The following is a 20,334-nucleotide window of genomic DNA, read 5'->3' on the forward strand; positions in this document are numbered from 1 at the left end:
TACACTAAATCAGTAAGTTGGCAGCATTACCCATTTTCTCGATCAAGACGACTCTCTTGATCAACTTTTGCACGCATTCACCTCTATCACTCAAATAAAAAAATCACGCACTATCAAAGCAGTACATAACAAAATAACCGCAAACGAATTTAACGTCATGATGATGTTGGCCCGCGGTTGGACGCTGACTCAAATCGCCGGCGCATCGCAAAAAAGTGAAAAAACCATTGGGGCGTACAAAAGCAACATTGCCAGAAAGCTTGGCAAAACCAATACCCGGCTCAAGTACACCATCTCGCACTATAGCCAGCCGTAACTGACTTATTTAAGGACGACCATAACGATTATTTTTTAAAAGGGACTCACTTTCAGTTCGTCTTTTATTCCGCGAAACCCGGAAGGTATCCCCATTTTTAAAAATCGACCTGCCAGGTAGCACTCCCGCGTGCCAACCATAGCCAACAACTCAACGTAATAACGCATGCAATATAAAATGCAGATAAGGGTTATATATGAATAAAGTTTACAGCATTATTTGGAACGCGGTACTCGGTATCTGGGTTGTCGTTTCCGAATTAACCAAAGGCAAGAAAAAAAGCAGTTCGCGTAAAACTGTCGCGGTACTGGCGGCCAGTGCATTAAGCGGCGTTTCGCTGCTGGCATCTGCGGCACCGATTATCGATACAGGTGAGCACAATATTTATACTGACTATCAGAGAGGTATTTCAGCTGAGGTAAATGAAGGAATTCATAATTATGGCTTCTTATATGAAGATAACTCTACCGGTCAGGCGCTCAACATCAGCGGCGCAATCCCAACGATTGCCCCAGGTCAAAGCGGCGTTGTGGAGTCAACCACCATCAGAGAGCTGCTGCAAAACGAAAAAATCACCCTAAAAGCCACCGGGCCGGATCAGAGCGTAAAAACGATCTCTACCGAGGAACAACTGGCAGAATACCTGACTCATAACCAATCAGCGAAACCCTCGCAGATTACGGACTTTGATCTTTTTGATCCGGCACTTCCGGGAGAGCCCGAGCCAATTAAAGTCTTCGATACCAGCGCATTAGCCGGGTTTATCACCGAATCACAAATCGGTGATGCGGTGTTGAATACTTATGATCCACAGCAAACGCAAATCTATAAGCAATTTGGTATCGCGCTGGCGACAAACGGAGGCATCGCCAATCTGAATATTGGCAACGACACGCTTAACGTACGTGACAAGGCCAATACCATCGAATTGCTGGCCAAGGACTCCTCACTGCTGCAAGCGCAGGGTGCCAACAGCCAGGTGAACTGGCAGTCCGATAACTACATAAAATTCAACGCTGCCCCGGTTGTACCAACGGAAACATTTCACGGCTCACGGACCACCTCCGTATTTGGCACTGATGTAACGCTACTGGCTTACGGTTATAACGATGCCGGTGAGGTTATCGAAACAGGTACCAAAACGTTCTCGATTACAACGGCCGCGGAGCTGGCTAAGTTCAATAGCTGGCTGTTAGGCGAAAGTGATGACGCCGCACAAAAACCGGATGGACAAAAAGTCAGCCAGATCCAGCTGTGGCTGGATGCCGAAAATAGCCAAATAACGACGGTATCCGCTGCGCAAGCGAAGTATGCCAAGTTGATTGAAAACGTGCTTAGTTCCGGTAAAGAATCTGATGTTATCACCTGGGATTACGACGTCTGGACCGACGGCCTGTCGCATACGAATAACACTACCGCCGGGCGTGGTGAGCTGCACGCCATCTATGCCAACGGCGCTGGGACTACCGGCACCCTGAATCAAGGTGCGATGATCGCCGTTGACGGCAGCATTAATGGCGTAATGAAAGCCATTGACGGTGGGGTTATCACTAACCTCGGCGAACTGAACGCATTGCGTTCCTCCGGCGGGCAAAGTCTGGCCATCGGCATGCTGGCGAAAGACGCCACTGCTACCAACCACGGCACCATCAACTCCGGGTTGTTTATTGATAAAGACGGCAATCAAAAGGTCAGCAGCTACGGCGCATTTGGCATGCAGGGGCAAGGCGCCAGCACCATTACCAACAACGGCACCATCAACCAGGCCATCACCACCGATAACTTCGGTACCGCCTCTGCCGCCGATCCCTGGAGTAAAGATGATCCTGATACCTCGCTGACGCTGGCCATTGGCATGCAACTGTCCAACGATGCGCAGGGCGTGAATAACGGCGTTATCAATATCGTCGACGGGAGCAAAAACGGTGCATCCTATGGTAAAGGCACTGCCTTTGGCGTAGAAGTCGCCGACAACGCGACCTTTACCAACGCGCAGAATGCCTCTATTTATCTTGGTCGCAACGCCAATGATCTGTCCCTGGATGCCACCCTGCCAGGCGGTTCCAGCCCAAGCGCCGGGATCATGACCAAAAGTGCCAGCGAGGTCATCAATAAGGGGCTCATCACGCTGGGCGTCGGCATACGCAACGCTGCGGGGATCTTGATCGGCAACGCGACAGGCAACGTGCTGAATACCGGCAATATTGTGGTCAATGGCGATGGTCGTGGAGGGAATATCAAGAACTACGGCATCACTGTTCGTGACAGTGGCGCTGAAAATGGTCAGATCATTCGCAATGACGGCAAGATCAACGTCAATGGCACCAACAACGTCGGCATTCACGTCAGCGCGACGAAAAAAAATGCCCTGGTGACCACCAGCGACTCAGGCTCTATTGTGGTAGACGGTACCGGCGGTGTGGGTAACCGTAACTACGCTATCTGGGCTGAGGGTGGCGTTAATGGTCAGGCGACGGTCAACGTCGATTCCGCTATCACACTTAACAAAGCCGGGAACATCGGCGTGCACGTGCGTGATAACGCCATCGCGAATGTCGACACCCTGAGCAGTCCACTATTCAACAGCACCCACCAGATTGGTTATTACCTGTATGGCAAAGGGGCTACCGCCAACATTGGTCAGGCGGTGATGAATGACAACGGTCAGGCTAACACCACTATTTTTCGTATCGCTAATGGTGCAAAACTTGCAGGTAATACGACCAACCCGAAAGATAATTCGAGTTCCAATCTCGACCTGACCTTAAGCGGCAAAAACTCCGTCGGCGTCCTCGCCACCGGCGCAGGCAGTAGTGTAGACACCGGCGAAGCCACGTTTAGCGTGAAAGGCTCCGATTCCGCAGCCCTGCTGATTGAAGGCGGCGCAACAGGTAACATCAGCGATAAAACCACCATCAATTTAACCGGTGAAAGAACCATTGCCGGGATTGTTGACGGTCAGGCGCATCAGTTGAATGGCGACGACGAGCAAGGTAACCCGACTGAAACTACCCTCACCTCAAACGCGAAGATCACCTCTGAAACTGGCGGTAACGAGGTTATTGCCTATGTGGCAAGAAATCTCGGCAATCTGACCCTTGGTGCCAACGCCATTATCGATCTAGCCAGCACCGACAGCATCGGTGTTGATGTACAGCAAGGCGGGCGTTTCACCAACAATTCCGACAATGCCCTGCATGTCAGTAACGGTATCGGTGTTCGGGCTTCGGGAGCCAGTGCGCAGATTAATAAACTGGGCCAAATCCTGGTCGATGATGGTACTGCCGGTGTTCTACTGACTGAAGGTGCCAGTTTACTGATTAATGGCATTTCCGGTGACAGTATTACCACCAACGGTTCCGCTGACGGTATTCGCCTCGCCGATAAAGCCGGTGCGCTGTCCGCGCAAAGCGTGATGATCCGCGCCGATGGAACTGGCGCAGGCATTCAAAACGATGCCAACAACAACAATATCCTGCTGCGCAACGTGACCATTGACTCCAACGATGGCGCGGGGATCCGCACCAGCGTGGCGCTCACCATGACCGATCGTGACAGCGAGGGAAATATCCTCAACGTTCACGGGAAAGGTACCGGCTTCGCCTTTGAACAACGTAATGGCGGCGAAACATCGGGCGACCTGAGCATAGGCAAAGGCTATACCATTGAGGTCCTTAAGGCTGAAGGCAGCGGTATTCGCGCGAATACTAATGGTGTGCTCACCACCAATGCTGATATCAATGTGCGTGACAGAGCCGGCGGCTCTGCGATCATCGCGAAGAACGTCCGCGCCGTCAGCAATAGCGGCAAAATTATCTCTGCCAGCACCAGCGCACCGGTGATTGATGCCAGCGGTGACAGCAATAAAAAAATCACCAACACCGGCACCCTGCAGGCCATCAACGACACGGCCGTAGCCATCGTATCCGGTAAGGGTGATGACACCATTGATATCAGCAAAGGTATCACCAGCGGCGTGATCAACACAGGTGAAGGCACGGACACCTTTAACTGGCAAAGCGGCACCTTTGCGGGCGAGGTGAATTTCGCCGGCACCGGCGGTAACAATACGGCCAAGATCGGCGATGTATCACTGGATAAAACGCGCCATATCATTACCGCTGCGGGTACGGGCAACGCCCTCACCTTCACCAACACCCACGGCGACAGTGCAAAAATTGGCAGCCTGAACAGCGATAACCAGACCACCGGCACCAACATTGGCACTGGCTGGGACTCGCTGACCATTACCGGGTCAAACGCGGATGTCCGCGTCGTTGAAAATCTGAGTCTGGCGAGCAAAACCATTGCCGTAAACAATGGCGCAACGCTGCGTACCGGCGACCACGTCGAGTCCACCAGCACCGCCGCGACCATTGGCAATTATGACGTGAAAACCCAGGGCACCAGCAGCAGGGTTATCTTTGATACCCAGGGCGATACGTCAGCCGCGCAAATTTACGACGGCGTCATCAGCGGTGACGGGAAATTTGAACGTAAGGCAGGCGGGACCACGGTCTTTACCAACAATAACAGCTACACCGGTTCTACCACCATTGATCAAACGGGGACGCTGCAGTTAGGTTCCGGCGGCGATACCGGCGAAATCAGCGCCGTATCAAACATCCTCGACAACGGCATACTGGCGATTAATCGCGCCAACGACGTGCTGCTCGGCGGCGTCATTTCGGGTATCGGCGCGCTGCAGCAAATCGGCGGTGGCATTACGCGCCTGGCGGGCAATAACACCTATACCGGTGACACCACCGTCACCCACGGTACGCTGCTGATAAACGGTAATCAGAGTGCGGCTACGGGCGCAACCACCGTCAGCGGCATGTCCACGCTTGGCGGTAACGGCACTATCGGCGGCCATGTGCTGATGAACGACGCCTCGACCATTAGCGCAGGTGATCCTGACATCAAAGGCGGCACAGGAACGTTAACCATTAACGGCGGCCTGCAACTGGGCAGCAAAACCACCTCCGCCTTCGAGCTGGGTCAGGCGTATACGCCGGGTGGCGCGCTGAATGACCTGATTACTGTCAGCGGCAATCTGCAACTGGACGGGACGCTGGACGTCACCACGTCTCAGGGCGGTAATTTTGGACCGGGTGTCTACCGTATTTATAACTACGGCGGTACGCTGGATAACCGGACGCTGGAGCTGGGCGCGGTGCCAGACAGTCAGGATAAGAGCAACATTTTTGTCCAGACCGCTATCGACAAACAGGTCAACCTGGTCAACGCCAACGGCGTCACGCTGCAATTCTGGGACGGCGCAACCGTCAACCAAAGCCACGGTAAATCGGGCATTGAAGGCGACAGCAAGATTGACGGCGGCGATGGCAAATGGATGGCGATTGGCGATCAGGGTGACAACAACTGGACAACGGCCACCGGCGAGGGCAACGCGCCGTGGGCGCAGAAATCCTTCGCCGTGTTTACCACCAAAGGCGGTACCGTCACCGTGGATGACGCCAAAGGTGACGTCAATTTCTCCGGAGCACAGTTTGACGCCGACGGCTATGTCGTGAAAGGCGATGCGCTCAACGCTTATGCCACCACCGAAACGGCCACACATGCGGGTCAAACGCCGGGCACCGGTGAACTGCTGCTGCGCGTCGGGGCCGGTGGCGCGGGACAAAACTATACCGCGACCATTGAATCTATCCTTCGCGAGGCCAGCGCCCGCGATCGGCTGACGCTGGTGAAAACCGACCTCGGCCGTCTAATCCTCAGCGGTGATAACGAATATCGCGGCGGCACGCGTATTGACGGCGGCACCTTGCAAATCTCCGCCGACAGCAACCTCGGCCAGAGTGGCACGGATTTGGTCATCAATAACGCCTCCACGCTGCAACTGGGCGCTGATTTGACCAGCAACCGTACCATCGAGCTGGGCGCCAATGCTAACGCGGCGGTGTTTGATCTCAATTCGCACCATTTCACCCCAACCGGTGATATTACCGGTGATGGCAAGCTGAAAGTGACCAGTAGCTCAAGCGATGCGGGCAGCATCTTAACGCTTGACCGCGCCAACAGCTACCAAGGGGAAACCGAAATTGCCGGGACCGGAAATAGCCATAATGTGACGGTTAACGTCAGTAAAACCGGGGCGTTCGGCAGCAATGAAAGCAGCACTGTTAACGTCAATAACGGCGCAACGCTGAATATCAATGGTGCAGACACCAGCCTGACATCGCTGACCATGAACATCGCCGACAGTCTGTTAACGCTGGCCGATACCGTCACTGCCGCCAGCGCCAACCTGAATCTGACAGGTAAAGCGAAAGCAGTATTACGCGATAAAGCCACCGCCGCTAACGCGACGGTCAACGTAGCGAAAGACAGCACCCTGGCACTGGAAGACAACGCCAGCGGCGGCAATGCCACGGTAAACAACAGCGGCCTGATGACCGCGGCTGATAACGCGATGGCGGAAAATACGGTGGTCAAAAACCTGGCGGACGGCCTGGTGGATGTCAGCGCAGTCAACAGCGCCACCTCCATCGGTTCACTGTCCGGTGCGGGTAATGTCGAGCTGGGTAACAAGCAACTGTCGCTGGGTAATCTAAATCTGGCTGACACTATCAGCGGCGTTATCAGCGGCAACGACGGCAGCCTGGTGAAAATCGGCGACGGTACGCTGACCCTGACCGGCGACAACACCTGGACCGGCATCACGGATGTTGACCAGGGCGTGCTGCTGGTCAACGGTAATCAGTCTGCCGCAACCGGCCAGGTCACGGTGAAAACCGGCGCTACGCTCGGCGGTAACGGCATTATCGGCGGCGCGGTGGATGTGCAGGATAACGGTCACATTACCGCCGGTGCGGCCATCAACAGCGTCGGTAAACTGACCACCGGTTCGCTGACGCTAAGCGATAACGCACAGCTGGATTATCAGTTTGGTCAGGCCTATACCCCAGGCGGAGCTTTCAACGATCTGATTGATGTCAACGGCGATCTGACGCTTGACGGCAAGCTCAACATCGAGACCTCACCGAACGGCAGTTTTGACGTTGGGGTTTATCGCGTGATCAACTATACCGGCACGTTGACCAATAACGTGATGGATATTGCTAACGCACCGGAAGCCGCGGACAGCCTGTATGTACAAACCTCGGTTAAAAATCAGGTAAACCTGGTCAACCATGCCGGGCTGACGCTGCGCTTCTGGGACGGCACCGGCGGTGAGAACGGCAACCTGAAAAACAACGGCGTGATTAACGGTGGCGACGGGATCTGGCAATCCAGCCAGGGGAATGACAACTGGACCACCGATGAATCCACGCCAGAAGGCGCGCTGAACGCGCCATTTACCGATGCCGCGTTTGCCGTCTTCCAGGGCGAGGCGGGCAATGTGACGGTCGATAACAGCAAAGGCGACGTCATCATCAGCGGTGCACAATTCGCCACCGACGGCTATCGCGTCGGCGGAGAGGCTATCACCACCGATACCGCCAATACGCTGATCCGCGTTGGCGATGGTACGGTAGACGGCGTTAACTACACCGCCACCATTGACAGCGTGATCCGTGGCACCGGCGGTCTGAATAAAGGCGATCTTGGTACGCTGATCCTCACGGGCGACAATACCTACAGCGGTGGCACCACTATCACTTCAGGTACGCTTCAGGTAGCCGGTGATACCAACCTCGGCGCAGCAGATACTGGCATCACCTTTAATGGTGGTACGCTGAAATATGGCGACGCGTTCGATACCGCACGTCAGGTAACGCTGGAATCCGGTGGCGGGACGTTCGACACCAACGGGCACGATGTATCCCTGCTGACCGAAGTCGAAGGTCATGGTCAGTTGATTAAAACCGGCAAAGGTTCACTGACCCTGACGCTGGATAACACCTACACCGGCGGTACCACCATCAACCAGGGCGTATTACAACTCGGCACCGGCGGCGATATCGGCAGCATTCAGGGTGATATCGTTGATAATGGCGAGCTCAGCGTCAATCGCGCTGATACCCTGGCATTAACCGGTGATATCAGCGGCAAAGGTCAACTGCACCAGACCGGCAACGGCACCACCGAGTTGCAGGGTAAAAACAGCTACAGCGGCGCAACGCTGATTACCCACGGCGTGCTGCAAGCGGGTGATACCAACACCCTGAGCGCGGCGTCGCACCACTATGTGGTTGCGGACACTACGCTTAACACCCAAGGCTACAACCAGACGGTAGCCGGGCTGAGTAACGGCGGCGATGTGTCGCTTATCGGTCAGCAAATTGGTACAACCTTAACCGTCAAAGGAGACTACACCGGCGAGAAAGGCACTATCAACATGGCAGCCACGCAGAATGGTCGCGGCGCGGGTATTGCCGATCGCCTGATTATCGACGGCGGTAAAGCCAGCGGGAAAACGTTGCTTGATGTTGACGGCTCCGGCCTCGGCGCGCCTACCGTGGGTGACGGCATCGAAGTGGTCACCGCGCTGAATGGCGCCACCACCACCGCGCAGACCTCGCGAGACGCCTTCCATCTTGCCGCTGAACGCATGGCTGCGGGTGCATTTGAGTACCAACTGCACGCCGGTAACGCGCAAGGTCAGGGTGAAAACTGGTATCTGAGAAGCGAATACCGTCCTGAAACCATGCTGTACTCCGGCCTCGCCAGCGTCGTTCGCCAGGGTGACATCAGCCTGCTGGGTAACATGCACCAGCGTATGGGTGACGAGGTGAAACCGGGTATTGATGAAGATAACCGCGCGTGGGCCAGAATGATTGGTTACTCCGGCAAAACCAAGCTGGATGATGCGACAGGGACACAAACCAATTCACATACCATGGGCATCCAGGTCGGCGTCGATATGTACGCCAATGAAAGCTGGAAAGCCGGGATGTATGCCAGCGTGCTCGACATCGACAGCAGTGTTAAAGGCACCAAAACCGGCAGCGATGGCAAAGGCGGTAATATCGATGACAACGCGTTTTATGTTGGCGGTTATGCCACCTGGTTCTCGGATGACGGAATGTATGTCGACAACGTCCTGCAGTACGGTAACCATAAATCCCGTCTGTCGGCATCCGGAAATAACGGCTCGCACACGGTGAAAGGCAATACGCTGACGGCCTCAACGGAAGTGGGCAAGTCATTCCGCTTAGGCGCCAGCGCCTGGAGTCTGGAGCCTCAGGCGCAGTTGATCTATCAGTACAGCAACTTCGATAACAGTACGTTGGATGGCGTCACCCAAACGAAGGTCAAGATGGATACCGCCGATTCGTTTACCGCGCGTCTGGGTGTGCGTCTGGTCGCAGACTATGATACCAACCACGGCAAATTCCAGCCTTACGGCCGGGTGAACGTCTGGCAGGGTCTGGGTTCAAAAGACAAGACGCAGTTTAGCAATGCGGTTGCCACCACTACGCTGGAATCGTCACAGCAGTACTCCAGCACCGAAGTCGCCGCCGGTCTGAGCTGGTCTATTGACCGGAATGTGCAGGTCTACGGTGAATTGGGTACGCAATTCAGCAACGGCAGCAGTAAGTCGCAGATTGAAGCCCCAGTGAATGCATCTATTGGTTTTAAGAAATCGTTTTAATCTAACGTAAACGTAGCCAGCCCTCTGTTATTACAGGGGGCTTTTTTATGCGCGAGGGAATCAACATCGGTTGTCCGGCGGTTGTCCGGATAACGCGCGTGCGCCGCCATCAGGAAAAAGGCGTTATAGCCCAGGGAGAGAGTGATTAACGGCTAAATTGGGTTAACAGTGCGGGAATGTCTTCGGCCATCACCGGAGGAGAGATAAAAAAACCCTGAATTTTATCGCAGCCAATCAGCGTCAAACGTTCTAACTGGGCATGGGTTTCTACCCCTTCAGCCAGCACTTCAATGCCAAAATTGTGCGCTAATGAAATAATACCCTCAACGATCTTTGCCGATCGGGTATCGGGCTCGATGCCTGCAACAAATTCTTTATCAATCTTTAAGGTATCAAACGGATACTTCAGCAGATAATTAAGGTTCGCGTGCCCGGTACCAAAATCATCAAGCGCCAGCTTCACACCAATCGCCTTCAGTTCTGTCATGTTTTTAGCGGCTATCTGGCTGTCGCACAGCGGCGACGTTTCCGTGATCTCTATTTGGCATCGATGAGCAGGTAGTCCACTGGCGGCGAGATTTTGTCTGACACGTTGTGGGAGCAGTGGATCGCAGAATTCAAGGGCAGAAATATTAACAGAGAGAGAAAGAGGGTCTGGCCAGGAGGCGGCAATGTCCCATGGAGGGTTGCTTACCATCTCCTCTATGGAAAATATATTGCCGCTATTTTCCAGCACCGTAATAAAAACATCAGGGGAGATCATGCCCATCTGCGGGCTATTCCAACGCATTAACGCTTCAAACCCACTAATAGTGTGGGTTTGTAAGTTAAAAATAGGTTGATAAACCATATAAAGCTGACTGGTATTGAATGCTTTTTCAAGCGCCGTTAGCACATCACTGGAATCTAACACACCCCTTCCCCCCCATCACCACAACAAAAACCAGTCGAAATCACTCCCAAATTGTATCTACTTTTACGTATTTCACATCAGAAAAGAATATTCAGATCAGGGTAAAAAAGACAAGCTATGGGTAAACCTAATAATTAATTTATTTAAATCAGAGGTATTGGCCAGTCCCAGTTTCGTAACGACCCGCATCTTGTGCGCTTGAATCGTTTTATAATTCAAACTGACTAATTCAGAAATTTCTCTGGCAGTATAACCACTTACCAACAGATTGAGGATCTGCTGTTCTCTTTCCGTGAGCCTTTTCTGCGACCGATACAGTCGGGGATTCCATTTCCCAACCGCCAGCGTAGCCAGTTGTCCAAAATCACGCAGTGATGATTTTTCCGTCAGGACAATGGTCTTTTCCACATATAATAACTCAACACATAATTTCGCCACCAAACTGTCAGCGACAATGACAATAACGTTATTATAAAATTTAAATCGGTTTTTATTCAAAAACTGCACAATTGCAGAACACGGTTGTTCATTGTTAATGATATTAAAAACCATTGTTTGATGTTGGCACAATGATGATTGCTGCAACATATCCTCAAACGGGAATGTTTTGATAGGGACATGTTTACTTGTCAGATAGGCGAACATACCGCTGCCCACAAAATTATCAGTGCCGCACATCAACATCCTGTTCACCGTTCCTTATAAACTTCGAATCTTATTACTCATTAAAAATTTGATGATTATTTTCTCGACTTCCGCCTCTTCACGACGGTTCTTATAGTCAAACTCGCACGATATCTGGTAGCAGGAGTACAACTGATTATCATCATCAAACTCATTGATCATGACGACATCAATCACTTTGAGATCAAGCAGTAAACTGCCAAACACATCAAAATCCAGGGCGGCACCTTTAATAACCGCATCTTTATAAAGGAATCGTGCATTCACATCCTTAACGATTAATGCGCAGCCCCCCTGAGAAATATTTTTAACCTTCAGTGAGTAATTTTCGCCGTTTTTGTAACGACCAGAACAGAAAAAATCATAGCCCTTGAGGAAGGAGAAACGCTGATTTTGTCGCTGTTGCGCAAAGAAAATCATATCCGGGATAAGGTACGACAACCCTGCTTGCGCATCACCTGCGGACGCCTGTTCGTATCTGGCGCTAAATTTAACAATCCCGCTATCACTGTGCAGGATGAAGTATTGGACCTTTTCAGGAACGATGTCTTTGTGCGGAGAAAGCACAAAGCGCTCGAAATCAATCTTTTCTAACTGTGTGATAACGCTGTTGTTTTCACATAAGACTTCCAGTTTAGTCTTCTTGTGCAACTCTTCGCGCAGGATCGCTATGATTTCAAACTTGTTGTCCTTTGCTAATCCAAAGCTCATTCTCAAACCCTTATTTCCATATTTAAGAAATGTTCCGGTCTTGTTCGCAGACAAAAACACGAAATCAGCATCCACTCCTGGCGCTTAATTACCTTAGTGGATTCCATGTCAAACTGTTGATAAAAATTTAAGTTTTTAACTATCTTTAATGTTTTATTGATATGTAAAAACGTTTGATACGGGTTAATTCTAGCTGAAGTGAAGTCTAAAACCACGCTAAGTTGCGCAACAAGCATAACAAAAAAGAATAACAAGACGTTTTCAGCAGGGGTTTGGGGATAACGAATTTAGCTTATGGCAAAAAAAAGCCAGCATCATGCTGGCTCCGGTAATTACCGTATTAAACTCTAGTGGCATACTATCTTACAGAGGGTACAACGTGAGAAAATCAGTACTGCTGCTTAACGAGGGTCCGAGCTGAATCCGCAATAATCATTACTGCACCCGCCAGCATTAATGTATCTTTTAACACTAGCCGCCCGGCCCCCGATAAATACGGGAAACCGTGGTGCAGATCGCCTAGCGGCATAACCCATGCTTCAGGCGTGGTGATTAAAAAAGACAGGGTGACAATCGGTGTGGCGAATGCCAGAATCCCGCCGATTAATCCCAACCTGCGGCTGAGCGGATTTGCCAGCACCAACAAGGCAATAATTATCTCAACCACGCCCAGTCCATTAGAGAAGCTGTAGGTATTATTCGCTGCTTGCCATTCCCGCTCCTGCGGTTTAAATTCCCCTTCATGCGTCAAATGCTGCTGATACTCTTGCGGATGTTCATAAAAAAATGACATTAGCGGACTATTGGCCACGAATGGCGTAATACTGTCGGCTTCGTATGGAACGAATTTTAATAATCCAATCCAGATAAACACAATGGCGATGCTCAGGCGAATCAGGGTTAATCCGATGCGATCGGCCTTGCCCAGTAAGCGAAGATATTTTTCCATACCAACCGCCCTTACTTGTACAAAATCGCCGTAGCGTAAGTGCTGCTGTCAATACGCATTGAGGTGATTTTCCACGATGATGCCTGTTTCTCCTGCGCCAGCTTTGCAATGGCCTCCTCAATCACAGAAGGCGCGGCTGAGATGGCTGACACGCTAACGTGGGCAATTTCGGTTGGCGACTGCGCCAGCGCGGAAAACGTGACAGGTGCAGTCAGTAAAGAGGTCATCAGTAAAGTTGCTTTCAACATATTCATTTCTATTTCCATTAACCAGTCAATTCAGTGTTAATATAATAAACTCACACATTCTATTTATTGCCATCCGTAACGCCAGAATAACTGTTCATACGTATTATTTAGGTACTGTGCTACACGCATAAAAAAAGCCCCACACGGGTGGGGCAAAAAGGCAGACACAGCGTTTTATTATTTAACTAATGCGAATAGATCGTTTAATGATTCGCTCATGCTCGGGTGGGTAAATATTTGGTCACGTAAAACGGTATAGGGTAATCCGGTATCCATAACGGTTTTAACGATATTAATCATTTCATGTGAATCTACACACAATAGCGAGACACCTAATATCCGTTGGGTATTCACATCAACCACGGCTTTGAGCATACCGCGAGTATCATCCATCACCCGAGCCCGCGGGATCGCCGTAACGGGTAACGTCACGATCTGAACCTCCGCCCCGCTGGCTCTGGCCTGCGCTTCACTCATCCCCACGCGAGAAAGCGGCGGTGTCATAAACACGGAATACGGCACATTCTGGCGGTCGCCGGTGTTGCGCAACCCATCGCCCAATAAACTGTCGCGCACAATGCGGAAATCATCCAGCGAGATATAGGTAAATTGCAATCCGCCAGTCACGTCGCCCATGGCCCAGATATTATCTGCCGAGGTGCGCAGATATCTATTCACGATAATTCCGCCCCGCTCGTTGGCGTCCACGCCAGCATTTTTCAGTTGCAGTGCTTCCGTTGCCGGTTTACGCCCCGAGGCGATCAGTAGCGCGTCCACCGAATGCGTCTCTTCTGGCATCTGTATCTGTACCGCACCGTCCAGGGACGATACAGAGTGTACATTGGCATTCAGAATCAGCTCGACACCTTTGTCGCGCAAAATGCGGGCAATGGCATCAGCGACATCCCGGTCTTCACGCGGTAAAAATAGCGGCGCGGCTTCAAAGATAGTGACCTTGCTTCCAAAATTGGCAAACATGGACGCGAATTCCACGCCAATGTACCCGCCGCCCAAAATCCCCAACCGCTGAGGACGCTGCGCCAGATTCAGCAATCCAGTGCTGTCGAATACGCCAGGTGTGCTGGATAATCCTTTAATATCAGGCATCGTCGACTGCGCACCGGTATTAATGAAAATCTTCTCGCCGCGGAGTTCACGCGTGCCGGTCGCCTGGATGACCCGCACAGTATGGTTGTCAACAAACTCAGCGCGCCCTTCAATCACATCGACATTGTCCAGACCGGCAAGGTTATGGAAGTTTTTATCACGCAGAAAGCGAACAACGTCTGTTTTGCGTTGCATTGCGGCGACAAAGTCATGCTGCATTTCGGCATCATGCACCAGCGTTTTAGTGGGTATACAGCCGATATTGATACATGTCCCGCCATACATGGTGTTGGACTGCTCAATAATCGCCACCTTCCAGTCTGCTTTTGCCAGCGTCGCCGCCAGCGTTTTACCTGCTTTGCCAAAACCAATAATGATCGCCTGATACTGATTCATACTGCCTCTTTGCAAAATCATTGTTCATTTGTTAACCCGAAGTATAAGGACTGACGAACATGAACAGCGTATCCATAACGCGCTTATTTATGTCAAATCGTCTAAAGTGAACCATGCAAATTTGTGAAAGCACAAACCATATTACCAACTAACCATTTGATGGTATTAATTTAATATAAAATTATAGCGATAATGGCGATATCTCCCCAAGGGTATAAAATTGTTCAGGAGTCTTTATGGACGCGCTTAGCCGATTATTAACGCTTAATGACCCGCAGGGGTCTATTGATAAAAACTGCTTGTTGAGCAGAGACTGGCAGTTGCCACATGCGGCGGGAGAGCTGTCGGTTATTCGCTGGCATACGGTAACTCAGGGTGCGGCTCAGCTTGATCTCCCGGACGGCTCGTCCTACACGCTGCATCCTGGCGCAGTGGTTATGCTGGCACAAAACTCCGCCCACAGGCTGTGCCAGTCAGGCGAGGAACAAACGCATCTCGTCTGCGGAAGCCTACGGTTGCAGGCATCTTCACGCTATTTTTTAACCGCACTGCCGGAATTGCTCATTCTGGCCCCCGAGGAAAATAGCCCTGTTGGTCAGTGGCTGAGAGCCATGATTGAACTGCTGCAACGGGAATCAATGAGCACGCTGCCAGGTTCTGAGGTGGTATGCAGCCAGCAATGCGCCACGTTGTTTACCCTTGCTGTACGCGAGTGGCTGACACGGGTCGCACCGGGTAAAAACATGTTGAATCTGCTGCTGCATCCCAAACTGGGGGTTATCGCTAACCTGATGCTGGAGTTGCCCGCTCATCCGTGGACTGTCGAAGAGCTGGCGCAGCGCGCGCATATGTCGCGGGCCAGCTTCGCGCAACTGTTTCGTGAAGTCTCAAACTCCACGCCGCTCGCGGTCTTAACCACATTGCGTCTGCAATTCGCCGCCCAGATGTTAGCGCGTGATTCACGGCCGTTGATCGTGATTGCTGAGGCGGTGGGCTATGCCAGCGAATCATCGTTTCACAAAGTCTTTCTGCGTGAATACGGCTGCACGCCGGGTGAGTACAGAAAGCGGGTCAAGGCGCTGGAAAAATAGCGTTGCGCCGTATTACGTTCTCCGGCGCAACGCTATTCAGGCGTTATTTCTGCGAACGATGGCGGTGCAGCCACATCAGCTTATACGCAGCCGGAATGATAAACAGCGACAGCAGCGGCGCGGTGATCATACCGCCAATCATCGGGGCGGCGATCCGACTCATCACCTCCGACCCGGCCCCGGTGCCCCATAAAATCGGCAGCAGGCCGGCAATAATCACCGCCACGGTCATCGCTTTGGGGCGCACGCGAAGCACCGCCCCGTGATACAGCGCCTCATCCAGCTTAGCCACCGTAAAGGTCTGCGGATTTTCCAGCGCGGGCTCCGCCTCAATGGCGTGACGCAAATACATCAACATCACCACGCCAAACTCGGCGGCAACACCTGCCAGCGCAATGAATCCGGTGCCGGTCGCCACCGACATATGGAACCCCATCCAGTAGAGGAACCAGATCCCACCCACCAGTGCGAACGGCACGCTGGTGATAATCAGCAACGCTTCACCAAAACGACGGAACGCCAGATACAGCAGCACGAAGATGATCATCAGCGTCATCGGCACCATCAGTTTGAGCTTATGGCTGGCGCGTTCAAGCAGCTCAAACTGGCCCGAAAACGCCACGCTGGTCCCTGGTTTTAGCTGGACGTTTTCGGCAATCGCTTTTTTCAGATCGTTTACCACCGAGACCATGTCACGATCGCGGGCATCGATGTAGATCCAACTGGTCGGGCGTGCGTTCTCGGTTTTCAACATCGACGGGCCTGAAACAACCTTCACATCCGCCACATCCGCCAGCGTGATTTGTTGCTTCATGGGCGTCAGGACCGGCAATTGCCGTAACGCTTCCGGACTGTCGCGATAGCTTTGCGGGTAGCGAAGATTGATCGGATAGCGGGCAATCCCTTCCACCGTTTCGCCCACCATCGCACCGCCGACCGCCGAGGTAATAAACAGCTGTACATCGCCAACGGTCATGCCATAACGCGCGGCCTTTTCACGTTGAATATCGACGCTGAGATAGCGCCCGCCTTCCAGACGTTCCGCCAACGCGGACGCGACGCCCGGCACGGTCCTCGCCACCTCTTCGATTTGCTCCGCCGTGGCGTCAATGTCCGCCAGCACGGTACCCGAGACCTTAATCCCGATTGGACTTTTGATCCCGGTAGACAGCATGTCGATGCGGTTACGAATCGGCGGTACCCACAGATTCGCCAGGCCCGGCAGCCGGACCGTTTTATCCAGTTCCTCGATGATTTTGTCCATCGTCATCCCCGGACGCCACTGATCCTGCGGTTTCAACTGGATGGTGGTTTCAACCATTTCCAGCGGCGCGGAATCGGTGGCGGTTTCGGCCTTACCGGTTTTACCAAATACCCGCGCCACTTCCGGCACGGTCATGATCAGCTTGTCGGTTTTTTGCAGCATATCCGCCGCCTGCGCCGCCGAGATCCCCGGCAGGGTCGACGGCATATACAGCAGGTCACCTTCGTTGATCTGCGGTAAGAACTCGCCGCCGACTTTATTGAGCGGGAAAATAACCGTCAGGATCGACAACACCGCCACCAGCAGGGTGGCCTTCGGCCAGTGCAGCACCTTCAGCAACAGCGGATGATAAATGCGGATCAGAAAACGGTTAAGCGGGTTACTGCTTTCCGCCGGGATCGTGCCGCGGATCCAGAATCCCATCAGGATTGGGATCACCACAATCGCCAGCAATGCGGCCCCAGCCATGGCATAGGTTTTGGTGAACGCCAGCGGGCCAAACAGTCGCCCTTCCTGCCCCTCAAGGGTGAAAATAGGGATAAACGACAGGGTAATAATCAGCAAACTGATGAATAGCGCCGGTCCCACTTCCACCGAGGCGTTTGTGATCACCTGCCAGCGCGTGGCGTTATCCAGCTTTTCTCCCGGATGCTGATGCGCCCACTCTTCCAGCCGCTTATGCGCGTTCTCAATCATCACAATCGCGGCATCAACCATCGCCCCTACAGCAATGGCGATGCCGCCAAGCGACATAATGTTGGCGTTCAGTCCCTGGAAATGCATCACAATAAACGCAATACACAGCCCCAGCGGCAGGGAAATAATGGCGACCAGCGCCGAGCGGATATGCCACAGGAACAGCGCACACACCAGCGCCACAACGATAAACTCTTCCAGCAACTTGTAGCTCAGGTTATCAATCGCGCGGTCGATAAGCTGACTGCGATCGTATGTTGTAACTACCTCAACGCCTTCCGGCAGGCTGCTTTTCAGCGTCTCAAGTTTGGCTTTGACGGCGGAGATTACGTCACGTGCATTTTTACCCGAGCGCAGGATCACCACGCCGCCCGCCACTTCACCTTCACCATCCAGTTCGGCGATGCCACGGCGCATTTCCGGTCCAATTTGCACGCGGGCAACATCGCGCAGGTAAACCGGCACACCGTCAGCCCCGGATTTCAGCACAATAGTATTGAAGTCATCGAGGGTTTGCAGATACCCGCTGGCACGCACCATGTATTCCGCTTCCGCCATCTCCACGGATGAGCCACCCGCCTCCTGGTTAGACGCATCCAGCGCCGATTTCACCTCAGCCAGGCTGATACCGTATTGCGTCAGCTTCATCGGGTCGATAACCACCTGGTACTCTTTGACCACACCGCCTACCGACGCCACTTCTGCGACATTGGGAATCGTTTTCAGCTCATACTTTAAAAACCAGTCCTGCAGAGAACGCAGCTCGGCCAAATCGTGTTTGCCGCTGCGGTCCACCAGCGCATATTCAAAGATCCAGCCGACGCCGGTGGCATCTGGCCCCATTTCCGCGCTGACGCCTGCGGGCAGTTTTCCCTGCACCTGGTTGAGATATTCCAGTACACGGGAGCGTGCCCAGTAAGGGTCGGTGCCGTCTTCAAAAATGACATACACGTAAGAGTCACCAAACTGCGAGAAACCGCGCACCGTTTTCGCGCCAGGCACCGACAGCATGGTGGTGGTCAGAGGATAAGTGACCTGATTCTCAACGATTTGTGGCGCTTGTCCCGGATAGCTGGTTTTAATAATCACCTGCACATCAGAGAGATCCGGCAGTGCATCTACTGGGGTGTTGATAATGGTCCATGTTCCCCAAATACTGAGGAACAACGCCCCCATCATCACCAGAAAACGGTTAGCCACTGAGCGGCGAATAATCCATTCAATCATGTGTTATATCCTCAGTGTGAATGGGTCGCCGGGGTCGGCATTGCGGGCATAGCCGCGGCGTCTGGCGTCCCACTCTTCCGGGCGCGCATGCGGTCCAACGCCCCGGCGATATTCGCCTCGGAATCAATCAGGAACAGGCCGCTGGAGACCACCTTCTCACCTTCCGTCAGACCGGAGCGGATAGCCGTTAGCCCCTGAGATTCATGGAATACGGCAACCTGCTTCGGCACAAAGCGTCCGTCGTTATCCACGGTGATCACCCGCTGCTCGCTGCCCGTATCAATCAGCGCTTTGGACGGGATCAGCAGCATCGGCTCACTTTGTGTTTTCAGCTTGAGGTAAGCATTCATCCCCGGCTTGAGTGCCTCGTCAGGGTTTTCGACCTGCAAACGTAACTGGAGGGTACGCGTCGTGGCATCCACGCTCGGCAAAATACTCCACTTGCTGATGGTGAATGTTTTATCCGGCCAGGCGGGTACGGTAATCGCAAACTGCGAGGCGTCTTTAATCAGCCAGGCGATAGACTCCGGGACCGATGCACTAACCCACACCGGATCCATACCCTGAATTTTTGCTACCACGTTATCTTTCGAAATGTTCATGCCGGTGCGCAAATCAAAGGCGGTGATCACCCCATCGATGGGGGCGCGCAGGGTGAAGCGGGTTTGAATTTTCCGCGTCGATTTTAAGCGCTGGATGTCCTGTTCGGGCATCCCGGCCAGACGCAATCTTTCGAGAATACCGTCGACTTGAGTGGCGGTACCGCCGGTCTCGCGCAGCAGAAGATATTCGCTCTGCGCTTCAACCCAGTCGGGGATGGTCAGATCAATCAGCGGCGCGCCTTGCTTAATTTTATCGCCAACGGTCAGCGGATACACTTTTTCGATAAATCCCGCTGAGCGGGCTTGCACAATCACAAACTGATATTCGTTATAGCTAACGTTGGCCGGGAACGTTTGTGCATACTGCAGCGGTCCACGACGTACGGCCTCGGTTTTTAGCCCCAGATTTTGGGTTTGCGTCGGATCGATTCGCACCCCTGCGGCGGCGTCGCTCGCGGTCTCTTCATCGGCATATTTCGGGATCAGATCCATATCCATAAACGGCGATTTACCCGGCTTATCAAAACGGGTATTCGGGTAATGACTCCAACTTATTGATAGTGTTTTA

11 protein-coding genes are annotated in these 20,334 nt (G+C 52.7%); 3 read left to right on the forward strand and 8 right to left on the reverse strand.

The window, feature by feature from the left end:
* Positions 1 to 67: 67 nt before the first annotated feature.
* Together FDX01_RS24115 and FDX01_RS21875 are read left to right on the forward strand one after the other, a co-directional pair.
* Entirely contained in the window at positions 68 to 316 is a 249-nt protein-coding gene (locus FDX01_RS24115) for a LuxR C-terminal-related transcriptional regulator (protein WP_283205043.1), read from the forward strand.
* A gap of 196 nt (positions 317 to 512) precedes the next feature.
* The gene (locus FDX01_RS21875; RefSeq protein WP_137400453.1) at positions 513 to 9,878 is read left to right on the forward strand and encodes an autotransporter outer membrane beta-barrel domain-containing protein; all 9,366 of its coding nucleotides are present in this window, start codon (positions 513 to 515) and stop codon (positions 9,876 to 9,878) included.
* Positions 9,879 to 10,023: 145 nt separating this feature from the next.
* Here the strand turns inward: FDX01_RS21875 and FDX01_RS21880 are convergent, their stop codons facing one another.
* From FDX01_RS21880 to rclA, 6 genes are all read right to left on the reverse strand, one after another.
* Positions 10,024 to 10,791: an EAL domain-containing protein gene (locus FDX01_RS21880; protein ID WP_117342181.1), complete on the reverse strand. Its 768-nt coding sequence runs from the start codon at positions 10,789 to 10,791 to the stop codon at positions 10,024 to 10,026.
* A 96-nt stretch (positions 10,792 to 10,887) separates the two neighbouring features.
* Positions 10,888 to 11,469, reverse strand: a complete 582-nt coding sequence (locus FDX01_RS21885) for a LuxR family transcriptional regulator (protein ID WP_170974163.1) — start codon at positions 11,467 to 11,469, stop codon at positions 10,888 to 10,890.
* A gap of 21 nt (positions 11,470 to 11,490) precedes the next feature.
* The gene (locus tag FDX01_RS21890) at positions 11,491 to 12,186 is read right to left on the reverse strand and encodes a pilus assembly protein PilZ (protein ID WP_117342180.1); all 696 of its coding nucleotides are present in this window, start codon (positions 12,184 to 12,186) and stop codon (positions 11,491 to 11,493) included.
* Between the two features lie 388 nt (positions 12,187 to 12,574).
* The gene (gene rclC / locus FDX01_RS21895; protein ID WP_115259157.1) at positions 12,575 to 13,135 is read right to left on the reverse strand and encodes a reactive chlorine resistance membrane protein RclC; all 561 of its coding nucleotides are present in this window, start codon (positions 13,133 to 13,135) and stop codon (positions 12,575 to 12,577) included.
* Positions 13,136 to 13,146: 11 nt separating this feature from the next.
* Positions 13,147 to 13,383, reverse strand: coding sequence for a reactive chlorine resistance periplasmic protein RclB (gene rclB / locus FDX01_RS21900; protein WP_170974793.1), 237 nt, complete (start codon positions 13,381 to 13,383; stop codon positions 13,147 to 13,149).
* A gap of 177 nt (positions 13,384 to 13,560) precedes the next feature.
* Entirely contained in the window at positions 13,561 to 14,886 is a 1,326-nt protein-coding gene (gene rclA, locus FDX01_RS21905; protein ID WP_137400455.1) for a reactive chlorine resistance oxidoreductase RclA, read from the reverse strand.
* Positions 14,887 to 15,122: 236 nt separating this feature from the next.
* Here rclA and rclR point away from each other — a divergent pair, with 236 nt between their 5' ends.
* Complete coding sequence (rclR, locus tag FDX01_RS21910; RefSeq protein WP_137400456.1) at positions 15,123 to 15,977, forward strand: reactive chlorine-specific transcriptional regulator RclR; 855 nt, start codon at positions 15,123 to 15,125, stop codon at positions 15,975 to 15,977.
* 43 nt (positions 15,978 to 16,020) lie between these two features.
* Here the strand turns inward: rclR and FDX01_RS21915 are convergent, their stop codons facing one another.
* On the reverse strand, positions 16,021 to 19,164 hold the full coding sequence (locus FDX01_RS21915) for a CusA/CzcA family heavy metal efflux RND transporter (protein ID WP_137400457.1): 3,144 nt from the start codon (positions 19,162 to 19,164) through the stop codon (positions 16,021 to 16,023).
* 11 nt (positions 19,165 to 19,175) lie between these two features.
* Positions 19,176 to 20,334: efflux RND transporter periplasmic adaptor subunit (locus FDX01_RS21920; protein WP_137400458.1), on the reverse strand; the 1,159-nt coding region annotated here is incomplete at its 5' end.

It is taken from the genome of Citrobacter sp. wls613 (assembly GCF_005281195.1).
GTDB lineage: Bacteria > Pseudomonadota > Gammaproteobacteria > Enterobacterales > Enterobacteriaceae > Citrobacter > Citrobacter gillenii.